21 protein-coding genes are annotated in these 23,923 nt (G+C 47.9%); 10 read left to right on the top strand and 11 right to left on the bottom strand.

Features of this window, described 5'->3' with window-relative positions; translation table 11 throughout:
- Nucleotides 1–150: 150 nt before the first annotated feature.
- From B9A32_RS14165 to B9A32_RS14150, 4 genes are all read right to left on the bottom strand, one after another.
- Complete coding sequence (locus tag B9A32_RS14165; protein ID WP_084070107.1) at nt 151–429, bottom strand: peptidylprolyl isomerase; 279 nt, start codon at nt 427–429, stop codon at nt 151–153.
- Between the two features lie 118 nt (nt 430–547).
- Nucleotides 548–2,701, bottom strand: coding sequence for a carboxy terminal-processing peptidase (locus tag B9A32_RS14160; protein ID WP_084070106.1), 2,154 nt, complete (start codon nt 2,699–2,701; stop codon nt 548–550).
- Between the two features lie 95 nt (nt 2,702–2,796).
- A complete protein-coding gene (gene ylqF, locus B9A32_RS14155) occupies nt 2,797–3,645 on the bottom strand; it encodes a ribosome biogenesis GTPase YlqF (protein ID WP_084070105.1) in 849 nt (282 codons plus the stop codon).
- Nucleotides 3,646–3,647: 2 nt separating this feature from the next.
- Entirely contained in the window at nt 3,648–4,058 is a 411-nt protein-coding gene (locus tag B9A32_RS14150; protein ID WP_084070104.1) for a hypothetical protein, read from the bottom strand.
- A 375-nt stretch (nt 4,059–4,433) separates the two neighbouring features.
- On the opposite strand from B9A32_RS14150, the gene B9A32_RS14145 reads away from it, so the two are divergent.
- Nucleotides 4,434–5,555 carry a lytic transglycosylase domain-containing protein gene (locus B9A32_RS14145; protein ID WP_084070103.1) on the top strand — a complete coding sequence of 374 codons (1,122 nt, stop codon included), beginning with the start codon at nt 4,434–4,436 and terminating at the stop codon, nt 5,553–5,555.
- A 7-nt stretch (nt 5,556–5,562) separates the two neighbouring features.
- Here the strand turns inward: B9A32_RS14145 and B9A32_RS14140 are convergent, their stop codons facing one another.
- On the bottom strand, nt 5,563–6,558 hold the full coding sequence (locus B9A32_RS14140) for a hypothetical protein (protein WP_084070102.1): 996 nt from the start codon (nt 6,556–6,558) through the stop codon (nt 5,563–5,565).
- Between the two features lie 193 nt (nt 6,559–6,751).
- The gene (guaA, locus tag B9A32_RS14135) at nt 6,752–8,281 is read right to left on the bottom strand and encodes a glutamine-hydrolyzing GMP synthase (protein WP_084070101.1); all 1,530 of its coding nucleotides are present in this window, start codon (nt 8,279–8,281) and stop codon (nt 6,752–6,754) included.
- A 261-nt stretch (nt 8,282–8,542) separates the two neighbouring features.
- Here guaA and efp point away from each other — a divergent pair, with 261 nt between their 5' ends.
- Nucleotides 8,543–9,106 (top strand): elongation factor P, encoded by a 564-nt coding sequence (gene efp / locus B9A32_RS14130; RefSeq protein ID WP_084070100.1) that lies wholly within the window; start codon nt 8,543–8,545, stop codon nt 9,104–9,106.
- Between the two features lie 80 nt (nt 9,107–9,186).
- On the opposite strand, the gene B9A32_RS14125 is transcribed toward efp, so the two are convergent.
- From B9A32_RS14125 to B9A32_RS14105, 5 genes are all read right to left on the bottom strand, one after another.
- Nucleotides 9,187–9,927, bottom strand: a complete 741-nt coding sequence (locus B9A32_RS14125; protein WP_170923838.1) for a 4'-phosphopantetheinyl transferase family protein — start codon at nt 9,925–9,927, stop codon at nt 9,187–9,189.
- 25 nt (nt 9,928–9,952) lie between these two features.
- Nucleotides 9,953–11,017, bottom strand: coding sequence for a 3-deoxy-7-phosphoheptulonate synthase (locus B9A32_RS14120; RefSeq protein WP_084070098.1), 1,065 nt, complete (start codon nt 11,015–11,017; stop codon nt 9,953–9,955).
- A 452-nt stretch (nt 11,018–11,469) separates the two neighbouring features.
- The gene (locus tag B9A32_RS14115; RefSeq protein ID WP_084070097.1) at nt 11,470–12,255 is read right to left on the bottom strand and encodes a hypothetical protein; all 786 of its coding nucleotides are present in this window, start codon (nt 12,253–12,255) and stop codon (nt 11,470–11,472) included.
- Complete coding sequence (locus B9A32_RS14110) at nt 12,255–14,240, bottom strand: transglycosylase domain-containing protein (protein WP_084070096.1); 1,986 nt, start codon at nt 14,238–14,240, stop codon at nt 12,255–12,257. Before B9A32_RS14110 ends, B9A32_RS14115 begins: the two co-directional genes overlap by 1 nt.
- A complete protein-coding gene (locus B9A32_RS14105) occupies nt 14,237–14,995 on the bottom strand; it encodes a hypothetical protein (protein WP_139795839.1) in 759 nt (252 codons plus the stop codon). The genes B9A32_RS14110 and B9A32_RS14105 overlap by 4 nt, the downstream gene beginning before the upstream one ends.
- Nucleotides 14,996–15,480: 485 nt before the next feature.
- On the opposite strand from B9A32_RS14105, the gene B9A32_RS14100 reads away from it, so the two are divergent.
- The 8 genes from B9A32_RS14100 to B9A32_RS14065 all read left to right on the top strand — a co-directional run.
- Nucleotides 15,481–16,095, top strand: a complete 615-nt coding sequence (locus B9A32_RS14100; RefSeq protein WP_232367169.1) for a TetR/AcrR family transcriptional regulator — start codon at nt 15,481–15,483, stop codon at nt 16,093–16,095.
- Between the two features lie 223 nt (nt 16,096–16,318).
- Nucleotides 16,319–16,723: a methylmalonyl-CoA epimerase gene (gene mce, locus B9A32_RS14095; protein ID WP_084070094.1), complete on the top strand. Its 405-nt coding sequence runs from the start codon at nt 16,319–16,321 to the stop codon at nt 16,721–16,723.
- Between the two features lie 80 nt (nt 16,724–16,803).
- On the top strand, nt 16,804–18,927 hold the full coding sequence (gene scpA / locus B9A32_RS14090) for a methylmalonyl-CoA mutase (RefSeq protein ID WP_084070093.1): 2,124 nt from the start codon (nt 16,804–16,806) through the stop codon (nt 18,925–18,927).
- A gap of 5 nt (nt 18,928–18,932) precedes the next feature.
- Complete coding sequence (gene meaB / locus B9A32_RS14085) at nt 18,933–19,907, top strand: methylmalonyl Co-A mutase-associated GTPase MeaB (RefSeq protein WP_084070092.1); 975 nt, start codon at nt 18,933–18,935, stop codon at nt 19,905–19,907.
- 37 nt (nt 19,908–19,944) lie between these two features.
- Entirely contained in the window at nt 19,945–21,102 is a 1,158-nt protein-coding gene (gene sucC, locus B9A32_RS14080; protein WP_084070091.1) for an ADP-forming succinate--CoA ligase subunit beta, read from the top strand.
- 344 nt (nt 21,103–21,446) lie between these two features.
- The gene (gene sucD, locus B9A32_RS14075) at nt 21,447–22,316 is read left to right on the top strand and encodes a succinate--CoA ligase subunit alpha (RefSeq protein WP_084070090.1); all 870 of its coding nucleotides are present in this window, start codon (nt 21,447–21,449) and stop codon (nt 22,314–22,316) included.
- A 300-nt stretch (nt 22,317–22,616) separates the two neighbouring features.
- Nucleotides 22,617–23,402 carry a fumarate reductase cytochrome b subunit gene (locus tag B9A32_RS14070; RefSeq protein WP_084070089.1) on the top strand — a complete coding sequence of 262 codons (786 nt, stop codon included), beginning with the start codon at nt 22,617–22,619 and terminating at the stop codon, nt 23,400–23,402.
- Between the two features lie 27 nt (nt 23,403–23,429).
- Nucleotides 23,430–23,923, top strand: a 494-nt coding sequence (locus B9A32_RS14065) for an FAD-binding protein (protein WP_139795838.1), incomplete at its 3' end; no start/stop codon positions are given.

Below are 23,923 nucleotides of genomic sequence, written 5' to 3'. Positions count from 1 at the left end.
GCGTGAACCGGGCCATGTGCATTATCTTTGAGATATCAAAATGATGACAGCTTTGGTCTGTATGTTTGATACCGAATGCACGACCCTGTTTTTCCGGAGAATAAATATACAGAATTGATCATTGGGGCATTAAAAAGGTGAAATGCTTTACTAAGTACGGCTTGTAATTTCTACAATGTGGTATCCAAAATCGGTTTTTACCGGGCCGTGGGGTTTCCCCACCTCTTCATTAAATACCACCCGGTCAAATTCCGGTACCATCTGGCCTGGACCAAACTCACCCAATTCTCCTCCCCTGTTTCCGGAGGGGCATTTTGAATGCTGTCTGGCAAGTTCAGCAAAATCGGCACCATTGTTTATTTCATCAATGAGGTTTTGACACGCTTCTTTTGTTTCCACCAGGATATGGCGGGCACTGGCTTTTGCCATGAAATACTCCTTTTATTGTTGTTTGTTGTGGACAGGGCCGGATCAGAACGGGTTTGCCCACGGCAGTTATTTTTAATTCAAAAACAATCAGCATTTAAATAACATAACAGGGTATAAATTACCACTTATATCCCCTGGCACGTGAAATCGCTATGAAATCAGCCATCAGGTGGGTGGTTTCCACCAAAAGCAGGTCCTTTTTTTCCCAATCATTGTCATCGTTATTTTTTTCTTCTGCGTCCCATTGTTCTTTCAATGCAGCCACAGATTCAATGGGGGCAAGTCCCTTTGCCGTGCGGTAACGGTTTTCCATGTCCAACTCTTCTTTATCCAGCTGCGCTGTTTGATTTTTTCTTTCTGCTTCATTTAAGGAGAGCGCTTTAATCTTGAACATTTCCGTGTTTCTTTGGAATTTTTCATTGAGGTATTTAAAATCAGGATTATGGGCAATGCGCTGATGATGTTTTTTTTGCAACAGAGGCAAAATGGGGGCCATATCCCGGAAGGCCCGGTACTCTGCATGGGGGGAGCGGTCCCAGGGAAGGGCATTGTCCAGGGCGCTTTCTCCGATTTCATTGCTGTTGTAAAGGGGGGGGAATTCTATGTCTGGAAGAACTCCGTGGTTCTGGGTGCTTTTTCCGGATATCCGGTAAAATTTTGCACTGGTTAATTTAAGCTGACCCGACCCCAGGGACTGCATGGCCTGGACCGTGCCCTTTCCAAAGGTCTGGGTGCCCACAATGACTCCCCGGTGATAATCTTTAATGGCCCCGGCAAATATTTCCGATGCCGATGCACTCATGCGGTTGATCATCACCATCAGCGGCCCCCGGTATTGAATGGCCGGATCGGGATCATCCATCTGGGACATGTCTCCGTTACGGGATCTGATCTGTACGGTGGGACCTTCTTTGATGAACAAGCCGGTGAGATCATTGACCTCCTGAAGTGATCCCCCCCCATTGTCCCTTAAATCCATGACCAGGCCGTCAATGTTTTCTTTTTTCAGTTCTTTAATTAACTTAAGGACATCACGGGTGGTGCTTCGATAGTCTTTTTTACCTTCCTGGTAGGACTTGAAGTCAAGGTAAAAGGTGGGCAGTTCAATGATGCCTATTTTGTAAGGGGTATTGCCCTGGATGATGGTTTTGAGTCTTTTCCGGGCCGCCTGTTCCTCCAGCTTTACCTCATCGCGTTTGATAACAATGATTTGTGCGTGCTGGGCGCCTTTTTTATCCGCAGGAATGATTTCCAGCCGGACAATGGTGTTTCTGGGGCCCCGGATGAGTTTCACCACTTCATCAATGCGCCATCCCACGGTGTCCTGGATTTCTCCTTTAAGTCCCTGTCCCACCCCCATGATTTTATCCCCGGGTTTGAGTCTGCCGGATTTGTCTGCAGGGCCTGCCGTGATGAGTCTCACCACCTTGGTATATTCGTCCTCGGTTTGGAGCACGGCACCAATACCCTCCAGGGAGAGGCTCATTTGAATATCAAAGTCTTCGGAGGCCCGGGGGGGGAAATACTGGGTGTGGGGATCAAAACTCATGGTCACGGCATTCATATAACTGGAAAAAACATCCTTTTCGTCAATCTGTACCAGTCGGGTTTGCCTGTTGTGATATCTTTTTTCAAGAAGTGTGGTGATTTCATCTGGGGCCACACCGTCAAGTTTCCGGGTGAGGATGTCATTTTTCAGTTCCCGGTACCAGAGGGTTTTAAGATCTGCCATGGTTTCCGGCCAGGGGTCGTTGTCCCGGTCCAGGGAGATAAAATCTGTCTGGGTGAAATTAAAGCGTTTTTTCCACCCCGGAATAAGGTTTTTAATGTACTGGAGGCGCTGCATGGAGCGCTGTAAATAGATATTAAAAATTACGTAGCCCGGATTGAGATTCCCCCGCTCCAGGGAGTTGTCCAGCCAGTATTTCACCTGCTCAAATTCTTTGATATCCTTCTGGGTAAAGAGGTTTTTAGCAGGATCAATGGTGGACAGGTATTTATCCAGTATTTTTGCCGATAGTACATCATCCAGTTTTTTTCTGGAATAGTGGTATCTTTCAAGGGATCTGACAATGGTCATGCCGGTGTAGGCGTCATCCCGACTGTAATTTAACTGGGGAAGGGGAGCTGGCTGTATATTTTTACCGGATTGATCCGGGGTGGGACTTCCCTGAAGGGTCGCATGGGTAAAGGACACCGGAAGCAAGATGAAAAGGGCCAGGGTGATCACCTGGACAATGTGGGATTTTACATAATCATAACAAGCTATCATGGGGTACTCTTTTTGTGATATTAGATTTTGAGACAGTGGGTGATGTGGTGTCCATTAAGGGCGCATTATGAAAGCTCTTTTAAGGAGTCCGGGGGCTACTCCGGGGAAGGGGTAAGGTGGTCCCTTGGAAATTCAAGGCTGATTCTGCCGATTTTTCCACTCCTTAATTCCCGGATGAGCACTTCGGAGGCCTTTTGCCAGTTCAGGATGCCCCCCTTTTTTAAACAGCCCCGACGGGTGCCAATGGCTTCAATGAGCTCATTGGCCGTTGAGGGAAAAGGATCTTTCAGTCGGTATCGCTCCCGGAGCTGGGCTTCATAACGTTCCAGCAGATAGTCTGCCGTGAAATGGGCCACTTCAGCATAATCCATGGCCGTGTCAGATATGGCACCGCTGGCAGCCAGTCGACAGGCCCCGGACTGATTTTCCAGGATGGGCCACAGGATACCCGGGGTGTCATAAACATCGATTTTATTCTTCAGACCGGCCCGTTGCTGATGTCGGGTGATGGCCGGGGTATTTCCGGTTTTAGCTATTTTTTTACCGGCCAGGGAGTTCATGATGGTGGATTTGCCTGTATTGGGGATGCCCGCCACCATAACCCTTGCTTTGCGGGCCTTGTTCCGGTTGATGGTTTTCACGGCATCATCCACAGTTTTCCAGGTTTCTGTTTTGTTTGTACCGTTAATGGCAACGCATTGCCCATGAAACTTTTCATTGAAATATGTCAGCCACTGGGTCGTGGCATTGGGATCTGCCAGGTCTTTTTTGTTTAAAACCTTTACCCGGGGAACGCTTTTGCATATTTTATCCAGCAGGGGATTGGCACTGGATATGGGTAATCTGGCGTCCAGCACCTCCAGAACTACATCCACGCTTGGAATCATTTGTCTAAGAAATTCTTTTGTCTCCAGCATGTGGCCGGGGAACCATTGTATTGCCATGGTTAATTGCCTTTTTCTCTCTTTTGTTTCAATGCGTTGAGTTCTTTTTCCAGTTGTTGAATCTTTTCGGCCCTGGTTGGGTTGCCGGAATTTTTTTCAAGGAATGTTTCAAGTGGAGATGTTTCCCCGGGAAGGGGGGATAATTTTTTTGACCGGGACCGGTCAGTCAGGGCTTTGGGGGCAGGGCCGGGTGCCCCTGCCAAGGTATTCAGTCCATTGTGTTTTTCTCGTTTGTGGGCTTTTTCCCGGGCCGCATACTTATATATGAATGCCGCTGCTCCCAGGGCGCTGCCAAGAAATCCCCCCACAGCAATGGCAAAAAGCCAGTCAAAAAAAGATTGACCCCAAAAGTAAGCATGGATGCCGCCTGACAAAATGCCGGTACAAAATAATATAACGGGTAAGGTGTACATAAGGGGCAATCTATCATATAAAAGGATAGCAATAAATAAAAAAACCGGTAATTCTTATTTTAGCTGTTTGGATACATCATTTTCATATAAACTGCCACGGGCAGACCTTGTACTGATCTCGCTCTGCCCACAACAAAGCTTGAAATACCCCTTTGATTTGCTGAGTCTTTCATATAAACCAACATTTCCCGGCGGACACAACAAATATAGGGTCGTAGACGCGGAGCCAAATGGTATCATACCGCCGCCCCGGCCCGGACCGGAACTGTAGACAGCTCAATTATCCGGTTCCTATTACCCATGGGAGGGGCGGCTCTGCCTTAGGTTGCCTTGGAGGCTGCCTTTTCATATGAAAAAAACAGGAGACCGCTGTTCATGAAATTCATGGGACGATTCATCAAATCGATTGGTATGCTGTTCATCTTTTTTGGGGCCGCTGCCTTTTGTCCCGCCAATGCATCAGACACCTCGGTTTTAATCCAATCAGAATTGCCGGACCTTGTTGGGGCCACCCGGTTCACCGGGCCCATCCTGGTGGCTGGCGAGCCGGTTCCCACGGATATTCCCAGGATCAGGGAAGGCCTTGAAAAAGAAATTTTATTGACCCTGTGGAATCGTTCCCAGGTATTGTTATGGATGAAACGTTCTTCTCGAATTTTCCCCCCCATTGAAGCCATACTGAAAAAACAGGGGTTGCCCGATGACTTAAAATATGTGGCAGTTGTGGAAAGTGCATTAAGGCCCCATGCCGGCTCCAGCAAAGGGGCCGTCGGGTACTGGCAGTTTATAAAATCAACGGCCCTGAAATATGGGCTGGAGGTGAATGGTTGTGTGGATGATCGGCGAAATCTTTTGAGATCCACCAGGGCCGCCTGTGCATATTTAAAGAAACTCCATGGACAGTTTGGAAGCTGGGCCCTGGCCCTGGCTGCTTATAACATGGGGGAAAACGGCCTTGCCGCCGCCATTGAAGTACAGGAGGTCAATGATTATTATTTCCTTTACCTCTCTTTGGAGACCCGGCGCTATCTGTTGAAAATAGCTGCCGTGAAGATGATTATGCAAGCGCCTGAAAAATATGGATTTATCCTTACAAAAAATGATTACTACCCCCCGGAATTCCATGACCGTGTGCAGTTTGCCTCGCCGGGCAGGTTGAATTTAAATCTGGTGGCCAGGGCCGCCCACACTGTTTTTAAAGAGATTAAAGATCTGAACCCCGAACTCAGGGGCAATTTCCTTTGTAAAAGAACCTATGATATTGTGATCCCCAGGGGAGAAGGCAAGGGGTTTTATAAGCGATTCAAGCCCCTTGTGGCCCAATGGATGGTTAAAAATAATCGAAAAATTCATGTGGTTAAAAAGGGCGAAAATCTCACCATGATTGCCCGGAAATACGGTATCTCCGTTTTGACCCTTCTCCAGTGGAATAACTTGACATTTAAAAATTACATACACCCAGGGGATGTACTGGTGGTGGGGGGCAGGAAAAAATAACACGCTCTTACTGGGTGAGATCTGTCTCTGAAATTTTTCCAGGCTCCGGTACAGAGATCACCAGGGGGGCTGATTTCTGGGATTTTTTTGGGGGTTTAGCTGCACGCTTCTTGATTTTGGCAGGGTTGCCGGTACTGGATAATGCTTTGTTAATATTTTTTTCAAGTTGTTTCAGACGGGTGTCAATGCGTTTGTTTAGTTTTGCAAGTCCGCCGGTCAAAGCGTCTTGATTGATTTTTTGTTTCAATTGGTTTTTAAGGGTTGCCATTTCCTTTTGGCTCACCATGTTTTTCAACTGCTCCTTGAATGCTTTTTTGGTCTGGCTGAGATCTTCGCCAAGGGTTTTCATGGTCATTTCATAGGAGGCCAGATTCATATCCAGGTTTTCCATGCGGGTAATATCTTTTTTTAAAGACGATTTAAAAGTCGCAAATGTTTCATTGGATTGTGTTTCAAGATTTTCCATGCGCCGGGATATCTTTTCTTCAAAGGCCTGGGCGTTGTTATTGAGTCTTTCGCCTGTTTTATTGATAATAGCCAGATTTTCTTTACTGGTTCGGTCAAGGATGTGGATGGCCGACTGATACTGATCTCTATTCACTGCCACCTCTTTTTTCAGACCTTCCAACGAGGCAAGGGTTTCCTCCCGGTTGGCCTTAAGTGCGGAAAGCTCCTCAATCTGGGCAGTGATGCCAGGAAGTTGCTGATCCAGGGAAAATTTTAATTTGGCAATTTCAACATTAATGGCGTTTATTTTAAGTTCCATGTCCTGGCTGACCAGTTCAATGTCGCTTTTTCCGGAGTCTTTGGCATCCACCACCCGGTGGTTGATATCCATGTAAGCATATACGAGAATGGCGCCAATGAGGCAGGGAAGGATAAAAGATATAATGGTAATTCTATTTCCCAGTTTTTCGATTTTCAGTTCATTGAGTTCCTGTTTATAAAAGGATGCAGAAAGAGACGGTGCTGTGTCTTCTTCGGATATCTTTAATGTCTCCATTATGATATGGCTCCTTAATCAAGATCTATTCTGGGCAATTGAACGTTATCTTTTCATATAACTGCCACGGGCAGACCTTATTCTGACCTCGGCCTGCCCACAACAAAGCCTGAAATACTCCCTTAGTTTTCGGAGTATTTCTTATAAACTGCCATGGGCAGACCGTATTCTGATCCCGGTCCGCCCTCAACAGTTATTCCCACTCAATGGTTCCAGGGGGTTTTGAAGTGATGTCAAACACCACCCGGTTCACGCCGTCCACCTCATTGATGATCCGATTGGACATCCTGGCAAGCAGTTCATGGGGCAGCCTTGCCCAGTCAGCGGTCATGGCATCGATGCTGTTCACCGCCCGGATGGCAATGCAGCTGTCATAGGTTCTTTTGTCCCCCATTACACCCACGCTTTTAATGGGAAGTAAAACGGCAAAGGATTGCCATAATTTCCGGTAAAGACCGGCGGCTCTGATCTCTTCCAGAATCAGGGCATCGGCTTCTTTGAGTATGTTCAGACGTTTTTCCGATACCTCTCCCATTATTCGAATGGCAAGTCCGGGTCCGGGAAAGGGTTGTCGCCAAACCAGATCTTCGTTTAGACCCAGTTCCAGGCCCAGTTGACGCACTTCATCCTTAAATAGAAGCTGAAGGGGCTCAATGAGTTTTAATTTCATTTTTTCAGGAAGTCCACCCACATTGTGGTGGGACTTGATGATGGAGGTGGGGCCCCCAAAGGCAGATTTTGACTCAATAATATCCGGATATAAGGTGCCCTGACCCAGGAAGTCAGCGCCCTCTATTTTTTTGGCTTCAGCGTCAAACACTTCAATAAAGAGTCTGCCGATCTCCTTTCGCTTTACTTCAGGGTCGGTGACACCTTCCAGGGCATCCAGAAATATTTTCCGGGCATCCACAAATTTAATGTTTAAATCCAGGTGGGTGGTGAGGCTTTCCTGGAGATCTTCTTTTTCGTTTTTTCGCAAAAGCCCGTTGTCCACAAAAATACAATGCAGATTTTTTCCAATGGCCTTGTGGATCAGGAGGGCGGCCACAGAAGAGTCCACACCGCCGGAAAGTCCCATGATTACTTTTTTGTCCTGGACAGCGTCTTTAATTTCCTGGACAGCTGTGTGGGCAAAGGACTCCATGTTCCAGTTTTTCTCACAATGACAGATATCAATGATGAAATTTCGGATCATCTCCTTGCCCTGGTGGGTATGTTCAACTTCAGGGTGAAATTGTAATCCGTAAAAATTGTTTTTGGTGTCGGCAATGGCTGCAATGGGGGTGTTCTGGGTTGATGCGGTGACAGTGAAGGTGCCGGGCAGACTTTCTGTGGAATCTCCATGACTCATCCAGCACTGAAGGGAGCTGTCCATGCCTGAAAACAGGTTCTGTTCGTCTGAAATATTCAGGGTTGCAAAACCATATTCCCGCTTTGAGGAACGTGCTATTTTGCCCCCCAGGGTGTGAACCATGAACTGCATGCCGTAACAGATGCCCAGGATGGGAATTCCCAGTTTGAATATGTCAGCATCAATGGTGGGGCTGTTTTCCTCATAGATGCTGGAAGGACCGCCTGAAAGAATGATGCCTTCCGGTTTCAATGCCTTTATTTTGTCAATGCCAAACCCTGCGGGTTCAACCTGGCAATATACCTCGTGCTCCCGGACCCTTCTGGCAATGAGTTGATTGAACTGTGAGCCGAAGTCAATAATAAGTATCATGTTAAATTATATTCCTGAAATTAGTATGTCGTTTTTTTCTGGTGAATGCATCTGCTTAAAATTTTCAAAAATGGGCATGCATCGGTTAAATTTGCATAGTGATCCTATTTTTTATATAAAAGCAATAAAAAATCAAGTTGTTTTTATCATGGCATTGCCTAATTAAAGGGAATGTGTTTTATTAGAACATTTTAGCGATGCTGTCTATGTAGACAAGGCCATGAGCAGCCATTAAAAAGTTAACGTCAGGAGAATAAAATAATGTATGATGCAAGCGATTTAAGAAAGGGACTTAAATTTCAGATTGACGGTGATCCATATATTATTGTGGATTTTCAGTTTAAAAAACCGGGAAAGGGCCAGGCCCTTTATAAATGTAAACTTAAAAACATGATCACCGGTGCCCAGTTTGAAAAAACCTTTCGTTCCGGGGATAAGTTTGAAGAGGCGACATTGGAAGAAAAGGAGATGGAGTATCTTTATGCAGAGCCCGGCAGTTATTGCTTCATGGATACCACCACCTATGAGCAGGAATTCCTCGGGGCGGATCAGGTGGAGGATGTCATTGATATTTTGAAGGAAAACACTGTGTGTACGGTGTTATTCTTTAATGATAAAGCCATTGGTCTGACCCTGCCCAATTTTATTAATTTACGGGTGACACAGTCCGATCCCTGGGCCAAGGGAGATACGGCAACAGGGGACACCAAACCCGCCACACTGGAAACAGGATTTGAAATTCAGGTCCCCCCCTTTGTGGAGGAAGGGCAGCTCATAAAAATTGATACACGGACCAAGGAGTATGTGGAGCGGGTGAACGAATAGCGCCATGGTTTCGGGAAAAATGGGGGGCAGGTGTACTGCCTCCCATTTTGTGGAGTAGCAATTGAAATTGTGGACAGGTTTTAAATCTCTGGCCCATGATTTTCGTCCGTGACAAGTGAAATCGAATACCCGGGACCAATGGTGGCACAAAACAGCTTCACCCGGGTCTTGGTGCCTTTGTATAAAATATCATCATGTAAAATTTCCACCTGGTGCAGGCTTTCGTTAAATCCCTTTTTAATATATTTCAAGAAGGCTTCTTTTAAGGTCCAGCTCCTGAAAATTTTCATGGGATCATTTCCCATGTATTCTCTTTCTGCTTTTGTAAATGCAAGTTTCATGAATCCGGCATCGGGAACCGGCCCGATTTCTTCCAGGTCCAGGCCCATGGTTTTATTTTTATTGTGACACAGGGCCACTGCCGCATAATCGCCGGAGTGGGTGATGGAAATTTGTACCCCGGGATACCGGGGCAGAAACGGAGCCCCCTGATCCCGGTATGAGATGGTGATGTCCCATGGGTTTGTGCCTTTGGGGGCTGAAGCACACACCATCTCTTTTACCAGATGCCTTCCAGCCATCCACTCCACCTGTTTTTTCAAGCTCTTAAAACGGTTAACCGTATCCAGTTCCGTTGGAGAAAGAAAGTTAAAAATAAAATCCCCGGGAATAAATTGGTCGGCCCGGCGGGTGGCAAACCCATGAAATCCATGGGGGTCCCTAAGGGTTTTCAGGAGGAAGGTGGAAAACCGTCTGGCCCGGACAATGATGTCCGGTTCCGGGGACCAGTGAATATTCTCATCGGGGATTAGTGTCAACATGGACATTTTCCTTTGGGTGGCCTCTTTACATTGCCTGGTGTTGTTTAATTTTTTCGTGGGCACCCATTATTAATTCTTCTGTGGTTTCCCAGGAGATACACTCGTCGGTGACAGATACCCCATAGGTAAGATCCTCCGGGGCACACTCCATGCTTTGGCTTCCCTGGCATAGATTGCTTTCCAGCATGAGTCCCTTGATGGCATGGCCGGTGTCCGTGTCCATGAGTATCTGATTGAGCACATCCTCCCACACAATGGGCTGGCGTTGGTATTTTTTATGTGAGTTGGCATGGGAACAGTCCACAATAATGGCCTGGGTAAGTTTTTTTTGTTTCAGGGTTTCAACAGCTTCCCGGATGCTCACAGAGTCGTAGTTGGGTCGTTTGCCGCCCCTTAAGACAATGTGGGCATATGGGTTGCCCTTGGTGTTTACAATGCTCACCAGGCCATGTTCGTTAATGCCCAGAAAACTCTGGGGAGCAGCGGCGGCAATCATGGAGTTTATGGCCGTGCTCAAGGCGCCGTCAGTGCAGTTCTTGAATCCCACGGGCATGGAAAGACCGCTGGACATCTCCCGGTGGGTCTGGGATTCTGTGGTTCTGGCACCAATGGCTGTCCAGCACACCAGGCCTGCGATGTACTGGGGAATAATGGGGTCCAGCATTTCTGTTGCCGTTGGCATTCCCATGGCAGTGATGGCCAGCAGCAGTTTTCTGGCCCGGCGCAATCCTTCCATCAAATCCCGGGAATCATCCATATAGGGGTCATTGATGAGGCCTTTCCATCCAATGGAAGTGCGCGGCTTTTCAAAGTAAACCCGCATGATTATATCAAATGTGTCTTTGACTTCTTCCCTGAGTTTGCACAATTTTTCAGCATATTCCAGGGCTGCGGTTTCGTCATGAACAGAGCAGGGACCGGTGATGATAAGACGTCTGTTGTCTTTGCCTGACAGGATGCGTTTGATCTCCTCCCGGCCCTCCAGAATTGTTTTTGCCGATTCCGTGCTCAAGGGGTATGCATCTTTGAATTCATCCGGTGTAATGAGGGGTTGAAAATTTTCTACGTTAACATCATAGGTGCGTTGCATGTTTTCATTCTCCTGTGGTGGGTTGAAAACATGAAATAGACAGAGGCCGGGTTTTAACTGCGGTTTAAGAAAACAAAAAAAGCCGCAGGGTCTGGCCTGCGGCTTTTCATGTTTTAATTATGTATCAATTAAATCAGAACAGCCCAGGCAGCCTCCTAAAATAGAAGTTATAAAAATAATAAAAGCTGCCTGCAAAATTCTGACTCATTGTTATCTCCAGTTTGTTGTTATGATTTTTATACAGGCCCAGGGAAAGCGTGTCAAATCTTTTTTATTTTTTATTGATCCCCCTGAACAGAACCCTGATGGGTGATGGTTCGAGCCATTGGGCTGTTTGCCCTTGGACCGTCTATGGCTCCGGGCCGCTCCCATTATCCCTCGGGGGCACATCATACCATTTTAAACATTCGTTATGGGCAGAACGAGATCAGAAAAAGGTCTGACCATGGCCGTTATTTGGGTTGATATGGGGATGAAAAAGCGGTATTGCTTTTGGCGTCGGAAGGCACCGGGATGCTGTTTAAGGAATCCATAGCCGGGAATTCGGTAAAAGCATCGGGAACAATGGTCAGGATTTTTTGTTCCATGGATGGAGACAGCAGGCGGACCTTTTTACATAAGGTATAGAGATTCCGGGCCTGGAAATCACATCGACGGGTTTTCACAAAGCGATGCAGCAGCAGGGGAAGAATGGAGATATTGTCTTTTTGTGACCGGGCAATAAGGGTGAGAGCCCGGTCACAGTCGGGATCATTGGGGAGAAAAAAGGCTTCTTTTTTTAACCATTGGGCAGCAATATCGGTTTCATGGGGGCAAAATTTTAAAAATTGTGTTGTGGCGTTGATGAACAATGGCGTGGCACGGTCATGGGTCAGGGAAAAACGGGCCATGGCTCCGGTGAGTTTTTCCACAGTGTTCTGTTTTTTCCAGGGTAGCAAAAAAGCACTGTTATAGATTGATACCGCTTTTATTAATTGATTTTCGCACTGCTTGTTTTGTCCGTTTTGTTCATATTTTCGGGCATTTTGAATGGCGTTTTTAATCAATTGACAAGCCATGAAATTCATTCCAACACCTGTTATGATGAAAACAAGACATATGATAAGCACATACACCACCGGGGGGGAAAGGTGGGGAATCTCCTTGCTGACGGGGGAGATCATTATAAAAGAGAGGGGGATGCCTGCCAGCGCTGTTATCCAGATTCTGATGGCCAGATGTTTGGAAAGAAAATGCATTATGGCGTGTCTCCGCAAATGGTCTGGTCAGGTTTGAGGGGGACAACGAAAGTGGCGGTGTCACCGGTTGCCGGGGGGCAGCCCGTGAGGGCATCCACGCTTTTAAAAGTGATGTTGTCAGGAATACGAAAGGATCTTACAGGTTCATTTCCAAGTGCCTGGGACATAAAAGACGTCCAGATGGAAACGGCGGCGGCAGTGCAGGTTGTTGCGCTGTGTGCATGGGTTTTTGTTTTGCCGGCGGTGTCATATCCGATCCACACAGAGGTGCATATTTCCGGTGTGAATCCAGTGAACCAGGCATCATCATCTCCCTTTTCTGTTCCTGTCTGTCCGGCAGCTGGACGAAAAAAACCTTGTTGTCTCACCTGTTGGGCTGGCCCTTTGTCCACAACACATTGCATCATGTCCACCACTTGAAATGCAGTGGCTGCATCCAATACCTCTTTGTTTTGTATTAAATGTTCGTAGATAACATCTCCCTGTGCATCCTCCACACGCCGGATAAAGAAAGGATCATGCTGAATCCCCCCCGATGCAAAGGTGGCATAGGCAGAGGCCATTTCTTCAGGGGTTACCTGTGCCGCGAAAACTCCCCGGGTATGGGAAGAGGTGATGGGGCTTTTAATGCCGCAGATACGGGCCGTGCTGATGACGCTGTCCAGGCTTGTTTTTTCCAGTAATTGCAAAGCGATCCTGTCCCCGGCAACGGTCATGCTCTGTTTTAAAATCATGTGCTCCCGGGGGAGGTGCCCGGTATTTAATACTTTTTCCTTTTTAAAGGGTGGGGTCACCTCCCTGGGGGCGCGCACCTCTGTGCCGCCGTGGATATTTAATTTTTCCATGGCGGCATAATAAATAAATGGGGCAAAGCTGGACCCGGCTTGACATTTTTCGGATCCGGCTCCATTGAACTGTGATCGGAGACACTCCCTTTTCCCCATAAAGGCTTTTACTGCTCCAGAATCCGTATCAACGGCCACCAAGGCTGCCTGGGGGATTGTTTCAGGCGTATTGTCTATTCCCGGATCGGCGTCCAGTGCAGCTATGCCCTTGGTCACCGATGCCCGGGCCGCCCTTTGCATGGCGCTGTCCAGTGTGGTGGTGACCCTGATGCCACCGTGAAACACCACATCCTTGCCATATCGTTGAATCAGTCGGGTAATGACGGTGTCCAGAAAATAGCTGTGGATTTCGCTATCTCTGTGGCGGATTGACAACGTAGGGTTTTCCTGGAGTACCTGTTGTGCCTTTTTCCGGGTGAGATATCCTGTGGCCACCATGCGACGAATCACCACTTCCCTTCGTTTAAGTGCCCGGTCATAATGGCGGAGGGGGTTGTAGCGGGTGGGGGATTGGGGAAGACCTGCCAGAAGGGTTGCTTCGGCCAGGGTCAAATCCGATGCCGGTTTATTAAAAAAAACACGGGCGGCCCGTTCCACTCCCTGGGCACCGGCCCCAAAGGCAATCTGGTTCACATAGGCGTGGAGGATTTCTTCTTTGGAAAAGGTGTGCTCTATCTGTAAAGCCACCAGAAGTTCCTTGAATTTTCTCAGATAGGTCTGTTTAAAACTGAAGAAAAGATTCTTAGCCAGCTGCTGGGTGATGGTGGATGCGCCCTGTATTTTGCCTGGCTGTATCAAGGTGATGTACAGGGCCTTTAACGTCCTTGATTTATTTAATCCGCTGTGCCGCATGAAACGATGGTCTTCCACTGCCAGAATGGCATTTATAAAATGGGGGGAAATGCGCGAAAGGGGGACCGGTTTTTTTTTGCCAAGGGTAATGAGTTTTTCTCCGGTGGCTGCATAAATCTGTGTTTTAGGGGTTTCAATGATGCGGGCCAGGGGGTGGGGAACTCTGGGGAGGCGTTCTGATCCGTAAAAGATGAAAAAAAATAGAATAATAACAATGCACCCTGCGGTCAGGAGTCCCATATAAAAAAGGCTGGAAATCCACTTTATGGGGCGGGGCATTCGGTTCATTGGTTTTTTCCTGTGAGCTGCCGGGTCAGCTGCCGGACAGCCTGCTTTCGTCCTTTTGTGAAAATAACCATGTTGTTTTGGGACGTCTGGATTTCAAAGCCCATCTGGACATACCCTGATTTTTGATTCGGCCAGATCCCCACCTGTGATATCTTACCCCGGTGGGGCAAAAGTATTTCCGGTCGAATAATCAGTTCAGAAAGCGTTTCTGCGGGCAGTGCCAGTGCGGTTTTGAAAAAGTGATTCGCCGTATATATGGTGCCTGCGAAATCGTCAATATCCTCCAGGGAACCTTTGAAAATATGGTTTTCCTGGTCAAGGTGTGTCATTTTTGTCCGACTCAGGAAAATTTTTTTAAGAATTCTGTTTTCCGGGTTCAGAAAATAGATATCCAGGCCATTGGGTTTTCCTTCACAAAAAATTTTATTCATATCAGTGGCATTGAAAAGCCACACAAGTTCCAGGGTGGGAATGAGTTCTGTGGCTGTGGGCTCCGGCAGGGCCAGATAGAGTTGCCTGAAATGTGTTTTGCCCAGGTGGGTCCATTGCCCCGGTAAAATGCCCGATGCCAGCTGGATAAAAGAGGAAGCCTCCCTGGCATATCTGCTGGCTTCTTTGTGGCTGTCCGTGATTGTTTTCAGGTATGAGCGGGCCGTGGTGGTTCGGCCGTCGGCTTCCCACACCGTACCGATTTCCGGTCTTTTTTCGTTGCTGGATGCAAGGTATGCCCCCACAAGATGTTCACACCAGCTCATTTGCCATTCCGATATTGTGGTAACCGTCAGAATGATAAACATGAGCAGGTGCAGTGGTGACAGTATTTCCTTGACCCATGTTTTTATATATGTGGATTCATGCCAGTGTGTCATGTCCTGTTCTGTATGCACAAAACAAGGTGATTTTGCAAGGAATTTTATGAACGATATCACAACGCCATGGCAACTTAGGAGATATTCGGGGTGGGGCTGTTTTTTTTCTTGACATGCCAAAGGTCCCGGTGGTATGCAGTAAACAGTAACAATGTTTTTCTTTTTTTAAATCACTGTGTGGTGCCTGCCTGGTACAAGAAACGGGTTTGATGCGTCTGCGCACACCACTCCCTTTTTGTCATTCAAGATCGGAATGCTCTTAAATTTAACCATTACAGCATATTATCGTTTGATTTTGGTATTCCGTGGCGAATAAAGTTCTCAATTATAAAATATTAAAGGATTAAAGCCTCTAAATAACGGCTAAAACCATGACGGAAAATAAAAAAACATTGTTACCTGCATTAAGGCCTGAAGTGAGCAATCGTCTGGAAAAAGCTGTGATGGATGTTTTTTCCCATTCCGATTTTCACAGGGCAAATATCCGGGATGTGGCAAAGGCGGCCGGGGTGAGTTTCACCACCATATATAAGCATTTCGGCAGCAAGGAACAGTTGGTGTTCACCTATGTGAATCTATGGCTGGGCAGGCTCACTGATCGCATCATAGACCATCTTCAGGGCATTGAAGATCTTAAAGAAAAATTGCGAAAAGTTTTCTGGCTTCAGCTGGATTATTATGAACGACACCCCTATTTGGGCCGTATGCTTTTTATGACCCTTCCCATGGCTACATGGATGGCCGATAAAACCTTTGAACAGAAAAAGATGGTTCACCTTTACCTGGAAGTCCTGAAAAAAGGCCAGGAAGAAGGCATTCTTAATCCCCGGGTTCGGTCTGGCGTTTTGCTGGATATCATGATGGGGCTGGTGCAGCGCTCTTTTTTCATGTGGGTCCAGCGGGGATGCAAGGAGAGCCTTGCTGAACAGAGTAATGTCCTGTTTGACATGGTGTGGCGAGCCATCTCCGTGCCGGAAAAAGAATGATGATATAAAAAAATGAGTTTGTTCTTTTATATGAAATACTCCGCAAACCAGGGGCGTATTTCAAGCTTCGTTGTGGGCAGAACGAGATCAAAATAAGATCTGCCCGTGGCAGTTATATGAAATACTCTGCAAATCAAGGCTGTATTTCAAAATTTGTTGTGGGCGGAACCGGATCACAATGCGGTCCACCCGTGGCGGTTTTACAAAAAAATGAAGGAGAAACATGAAAATTCTTAAAATTGATCATCTCGGAATTGCCGTTAAAAGCATTGATAAAGGAAAAAATTTTTGGACAGATGTTCTTGGCATGGAGTTTGCTGGTACTGAAACCGTTGAAGCGCAGAAAGTCACCACCGCATTTTTACCCGTGGGAGAAAGTGAAGTGGAACTTCTGGAATCCACAGCCCCGGACGGTCCAGTGGCAAAATACATTGATAAAAAAGGTGAAGGTATCCAGCATGTGGCTTTTCGGGTGGAAAACATTGATGCCGCACTGGAGGAGTTAAAAGCCAAGGGAATTCGGCTCATTGATGAAAAACCGCGCAACGGGGCCGGTGGTGCCAGAATTGCGTTTTTACACCCCAAAGACACATCCGGTGTTCTGGTGGAGTTGTGTCAGCGGGATTAAAATAAACTACCCCTGGCTTTTGTGGTTGAACAAAATGGATATATACGCATCATCATCTTCTAAAAGGAAAGGTATTGAACATGTCACAAGTACCGGATGTAAATAGCTGGAAAACTCTGGCTGAAAAGGAACTCAGGGGAAAATCCCTTGAATCATTGAATACCCAGACCCCGGAAGGGATTGAAATTAAACCGCTTTACACAGCAGAAGACCTTGAATCTGTTGAATTTAAATCCTCATTGCCCGGATTTTCCCCCTTTGTCCGGGGACCCAAGGCCACCATGTATGCGGGGCGCCCCTGGACCATTCGTCAATATGCCGGGTTTTCCACAGCTAAGGAGTCCAACGCCTTTTACCGGAAAAATCTTGCCGCAGGACAAAAGGGCCTTTCCGTTGCCTTTGATCTTGCCACCCATAGAGGGTATGACTCGGATCATCCCCGGGTATTTGGGGATGTGGGAAAAGCCGGGGTTGCCGTGGATTCCGTTGAAGATATGAAGATTCTCTTTGACCAGATTCCCCTGGATAAGATGTCCGTATCCATGACCATGAACGGCGCTGTGTTGCCCATCCTTGCCGGGTATATTGTGGCGGCCGAAGAGCAGGGCGTTAAACAGGAACAGCTTTCAGGTACCATCCAGAACGATATTTTAAAGGAGTACCTCACCCGGAATACCTATATCTACCCACCCACACCGTCCATGCGCATCATTGCCGACATCATCGGGTATTGTTCCGAAAACATGCCAAAGTTCAATACAGTCAGTATCAGTGGGTACCACATGATGGAGGCCGGGGCCGATTCCGTACTCCAGACAGCCTTTACCCTGGCCGACGGACTTGAATATGTCAAGGCGGCTCTGGCCACAGGTCTTGACATAGATGCTTTTGCCCCGCGACTTTCTTTTTTCTTTGGCATTGGCATGAACTTTTTCATGGACATTGCCATGCTGCGGGCAGCCCGGTTTCTCTGGGCCGAGCTCATGTCACAGTTTAATCCCAAAAATCCCAAATCCAGCATGCTCAGAACCCATTGCCAGACCTCGGGGTGGAGTTTGACCCAGCAGGATCCTTATAATAACATCATCCGCACCACACTGGAATGCATGTCCGCCGTACTTGGGGGCACCCAGTCATTGCACACCAACTCCTTTGATGAAGCTGTGGGCCTTCCCACGGAAACCTCTGCCAGAATTGCCAGAAACACCCAGATCATTGTTCAGGAAGAGTCCAAAGTCACTTCCGTGGTGGATCCCCTGGGCGGCTCCTACTATGTGGAATCATTGACCCAGAACATTGTGGATGAAGTCAGAAAGATCTTAAAAGAAGTTGAAGATCTTGGGGGCATGGCAAAGGCCATTGAGACAGGTATGCCCAAACGTCGCATTGAAGAGGTGGCGGCCCGACGTCAGGCCAGAATTGACGGCGGGGCAGATGTTATTGTGGGGGTGAACAAATACACCATTGACGATGAAAAACCCATAGAAGTCCTTGAGATCAGTGATGAGGTGAGAACCGAACAGGTGGCCCGTCTGGCGGAGATCAAAAAGAACAGGGATGCCAATGCCGTTGAAAAGGCCCTGGAAAATGTAAAAAAGGCTGCCCAGACAGACGGCAACCTTTTGGCTGCCTCCATTGAAGCGGTGCGGGCCAGGGCCACAGTGGGAGAAATATCAGACGCCATGGAAACGGTGTTTGGAAGATTTGTTGCCACCACCCAGTGTATTTCCGGTGTCTATGCCTCTGAATATCAGGATACTGAAATCATTGCCGCCCTTAGAAAAAGAACTGAAGATTTTGAGAAGGCCAACGGCCGAAGACCCCGTATCCTGGTGACTAAAATGGGACAGGACGGTCATGACAGAGGCGTTAAGGTCATTGCCACAGCCTATGCTGATTTTGGGTTTGATGTGGACATCAGCCCCATGTTCCAGACACCGGAAGAAGCCGCCCGCATGGCTGTGGAAAACGATGTCCATGTGGTGGGGGTTTCAAGCCTTGCCGCCGGGCATAAAACCTTGGTACCTGCATTGGTTGAAGCTTTGAAAAATGAAGGAGCTGAAGATATCAAGGTGGTGGTGGGCGGTATTATTCCTCCCAAAGACTATGATATGTTAAAGGCGGCCGGTGCCGTTGAAGTGTTTGGTCCGGGAAGTGTTGTTACAGATTGTGCCAATAAAACTCTGAATGCCCTGGGAGCCTGATAATAATGGATTTACACCAATGTGATGCCTTTGTTAAAGGCGTTTTGGAAGGAAATCGTCGTTGGATTGCCAAATCAATGACCCTTGTGGAAAGTTCCCTTCCCCTGCACCGGACCATGGCGGCCCGGATGATGGATGGACTGCTTCCCCACACAGGAAAATCAGTGCGTCTTGGCATCACCGGTGTCCCCGGCGTTGGTAAAAGCACCTTTGTGGAAAATTTGGGGCTTTATCTTGCCAACAAAGGCCACAAGGTGGCGGTACTTGCCGTGGATCCATCAAGCCAGCGAAGCGGAGGCAGTATTCTGGGGGATAAAACCCGTATGGAACAGCTTGCCTGCCATGAAAATGCATTCATCCGTCCCTCCCCCTCCGGGGAAACATTGGGGGGGGTGGCGGCAAAAACCCGGGAGATGATGCTGGTGTGTGAAGCTGCCGGGTTTGATGTGGTCATGGTGGAGACCGTGGGGGTGGGGCAATCTGAAACCCAGGTGTCCACCATGGTGGATTTTTTTCTGGCCCTGATGATTGCCGGGGCTGGAGATGAACTCCAGGGTATTAAAAAAGGTATCCTTGAGGTGGCCGATGCCATTGCCATTAATAAGGCGGATGGGGATAATCTGGAACGGGCTTCCAGTGCCAGGCAGGAGTATGAAATTGCCATGCACATGGTCACCCCGGAATCCCCCACCTGGCGGCCCCCAGTTCTCACTTGCAGTTCCATGCTGGAGGGGGGGACAGTAAATGTCTGGGAAACGGTGCTTGAGCATCGCCGGAAAATGAAAGAGACAAAAGAATTTGAACAGAGAAGAAGGGCCCAGGCCTTGGACTGGATGTGGCATCTTCTGGAAACGGGTTTAAAGGATCGATTCAAAGAAAATCCCGATGTCAGGGCCAATATGCCCCATATTTCCCATCAGGTTGAAAATGAGTTAATGTCCCCCACCGCAGCGGCCGAAAGACTGCTGTCCTATGTGTGACAAAAAAGAAACTATTAAAATGTGTTAAGGATTTATTATGAAGATACATGAGTACCAGGCAAAGGAGCTTTTTAGAAAGTATGATGTGCCTGTTCCCCAAGGCCAGGTTGCTTTTTCCCGGGAAGAGGCCCTGAATGTTGCAGAACAACTGGGGGGATACCCCGTGGTTGTAAAAGCCCAGATACATGCTGGCGGCCGTGGCAAAGGCGGAGGCGTAAAGCTCGCTCCTTCCAGGGAAGCAGCAGGGGAACTTGCAGATGAAATCCTTGGCATGACCCTGGTGACCCACCAGACAGGTCCCGAGGGAAGGCTTGTGAAAAAACTTCTGGTGGAGGCAGGTCAGAATATTGCCAAAGAGCTCTATCTGAGTATGCTGGTGGACCGGGAAACAGCCAAGGTGGTTATCATGGCAAGCCGGGAGGGTGGCATGGACATAGAAGAGGTGGCTGCCAATACCCCGGAAAAAATCATTAAAATTTATGTGGACCCCCTTATGGGTATCCAGAATTATCAGCTGGGAGAACTGGGATTTGGCCTTGATATTCCCAAGGCAGGCAAAAAACAGTTTGCCGGCCTGGTGCGGCAGTTGTACACTCTTTTTGTGGCCAATGACTGCTCCCTTGTGGAGATAAATCCCTTGATTCTCACGGCAGATGACCAAGTACTTGCTCTGGATGCCAAGGTGGACATTGACTCCAATGCCATGTTTCGTCATAAGGATCTTTTGGAATACAGGGATCTGGATGAAGAGGATCCCCAGGAAGTGGAAGCCTCAAAATTCAATCTCAACTATGTGAACCTGGATGGCAATGTGGGGAATATTGTCAATGGGGCCGGTCTTGCCATGGCCACCATGGATATTATTAAGCTTGCCGGGGCTGAACCCGCCAACTTCATGGATGTGGGAGGCGGAGCCTCTGCCGAGCAGGTGGAAAATGCCCTTCGTATCATCTTGATGGATGAAAAGGTAAAAGCGGTGTTGATCAATATTTTCGGTGGCATTTTGCGTTGTGATGTGTTTGCCGAAGGCGTGGTTCAGGCAGCCAAAAAAACAGGTATTAATATTCCCGTTGTGGTGCGCATGGAAGGGACCAATGTGGATGAGGGAAAGAAAATTCTCGCTGATTCCGGCCTTGATCTGACAAGTGCTGTGGATCTTAAGGATGCAGCGGCAAAAATAGCATCGGCAATATAAAACATGGTAACTGCCACTGACAAAGTTTTGCGCATCTGCCATGGTTGCATTTTTTGTGTGCTACTTCGTGCAAATGTCTTAAATTATGATGGTTTCAATTTTCGTTGTGGGCAGATCGAGGTCAGAATGCGTTCCGCCCGTGGCGGTATATAAATAATGACGGTTCATTTATTGAAAAAAAATCGGTGTGACGTTCGTTTTTTCTGGTATTTTTTTGCATGCTTTATTATAGATTGTGCCAAGCATCACTGATGCGTGAGCTTCAGAGAGTTCTTTGCCGTTTTCCATGAATGGGCGAAGAAAGATACCGGTTGCATCAGTAAAAGGATCGTGGGGAGAATGTTGTGAGTATATTTGTAAACAAGGAGACCAAACTTCTTGTGCAGGGAATTACCGGTAAGGAAGGTAAGTTCCACGCAAGACAGTGTGTTGAATATGGTACCAACGTGGTTGCCGGAGTTACTCCGGGCAAGGGCGGCCAGGACATGGACGGCATCCCGGTTTTTGATACGGTGAGGGGGGCTGTGAATGCCACCGGAGCCAATGCCAGCCTTATTTTTGTACCACCGCCCTTTGGGGCCGATGCCATCATGGAAGCAGCTGATGCCGGTGTGGATCTCATTGTGGCCATCACCGAGGGGATTCCGGTGATGGATATGGTTCGGGTGAAAAATTTTCTGGCCACTAAAAAATGCCGTCTCATTGGACCCAATTGCCCTGGTATTATTACACCGGGTGAGTGTAAGATCGGTATTATGCCCGGTAAGATTCACATGGCAGGCGGTCCTGTGGGGGTTGTGTCCCGGTCCGGTACCCTCACCTACGAGGTGGTGGACCAGCTCACCAAGCTTGGCATGGGACAGACCACCTGCATCGGCATTGGCGGTGACCCTGTGAACGGTACCAATTTTATAGATGTGCTGGAAGCCTTTGAAAATGACCCTGACACAAAATCCATTGTCATGGTGGGCGAGATCGGCGGTAATGCCGAAGAAGAAGCCGCAGAATACATTAAAAATCATGTGACCAAGCCGGTGGTGGGATTCATAGCCGGATTAACGGCTCCTCCGGGCAGGCGCATGGGCCATGCCGGTGCCATTATCAGCGGCAGCAGCGGAACCGGTCAGGCCAAGGTGGAAGCATTTAAAAAGAATGGTATCCATGTGTGCGAGAACCTTGGAGAGATCGGGGATGTGTGCAAGCAGGCGTTTTAATTGCGTGACCGGTGATACACAGTCCCGGGGATTTGAAAATTCTTTAGGGGTAAAGTGTGATTTTTGTTTAACCATTTTTTGAACGATACCCTTACCGTTAAGAAATAAAGCAGGAATATGGTTTATCCATATTCCTGCTGTGTTGTTTTTTTAAACATGACGGGGGTATCGAACTTATATAAATCTCAGGGCTTGGTTCTAACTTCGGCCATTGGGGAATGTTCCCACTGACTAACCGGAGTGATCGAGGTTAGGGACAAGTTCAAATCTTATTTGTAATTTGGTCATCAAGGAGGATGAATGGAACGCTTGATAGAGAATGACAATGTTAAAAAGAGCCGGATCCCGGCCCGGCTGGATCTTGCCCAAAGTGGTACCGGCCTGGTGCTGGGGCTGTTCATGTGGGTGCACATGATGCTTGTGGCCAGCATTCTGCTGGGAAAGGGCTCGTTTAATTTTGTGGCAAAATTCATGGAACTTTCTTTTCTTTCCAGCACCGGGGAAGGTTTTCCTGCGGCGGTATTTTTTGCCGTGCTGGGTGTTTTTACCCTTTTTATTATCCATGCCCTTTTGGGCGTAAGAAAATTTCCCATTTCCTGGAAACAACACGCCATTATACGTCAACAGATGGGCATGATGAAGCACGACGACACCAACCTGTGGTATATCCAGGTGGTGACGGCCTTTATCATGTTTTTTCTGGGGTCTGTGCATCTTTTTATCATGCTCACCCATCCGGGTCAGATTGATCCCTATCTGTCTGCCGACCGTGTTATTTCTTCGAACATGTGGCCCCTTTATCTGATCCTTTTGTTTGCAGTGGAGCTCCATGGCACCATCGGTCTTTATCGTCTCTGCATGAAATGGGGCTGGTTCACCGGTGATGATTACCGTGCCTCCCGTGAAAAACTTAAAATGTGGAAAAAGCGGCTGACCATTTTCTTTCTCACCGTGGGTCTTCTTGCCTTATTGGTATTTTCCATCATCGGTATCCGGCACAAGGATCAGGCAGGGGAACGTTATATGCCCCATGCCACAGTGGAGGCAGTGGATGCCGCCCCGGCAGATGAACAGGACACAGAATAAAAAGAACCCAGATACGAGGAGCAATAGATGAAAGTTATATATACGGATTCACTTGTCATTGGTGGCGGTCTTGCGGGGTTGAGGATTGCCATTGCCGCAAAGCAGCGGGGGTATGACTCCATTATTTTATCCCTGATGCCGGCCAAACGATCCCACTCCGCAGCAGCCCAGGGCGGCATGCAGGCAAGCCTTGGTGCCGGCATCAAAGGCGAAGGCGATGATGAAGAGATCCATTTTGAAGATACAGTAAAGGGAAGTGACTGGGGATGTGACCAGGATGTGGCAAGGATGTTTGTGAACACGGCACCCAAGGCCATCCGCCAGTTAACCGCCTGGGGGGTTCCCTGGAGTCGGGTACAAAAGGGTGACAGAGATGTCATCATCAACGGTAAGAAGGTGACCATCACCGAGAAAAATGAAGCCCACGGCTTGATCACCTCCCGGGATTTCGGCGGCACCAAAAAATGGCGTACCTGCTATACCTCCGACGGCACCGGCCACACCATGCTCTATGCCATGGA

Source organism: Desulfocicer vacuolatum DSM 3385 (genome assembly GCF_900176365.1).
Classification (GTDB): domain Bacteria; phylum Desulfobacterota; class Desulfobacteria; order Desulfobacterales; family Desulfobacteraceae; genus Desulfocicer; species Desulfocicer vacuolatum.
The sequence above is the reverse complement of the archived record's forward strand: the minus strand, read 5'-3'. Positions and strand labels throughout refer to the sequence as shown.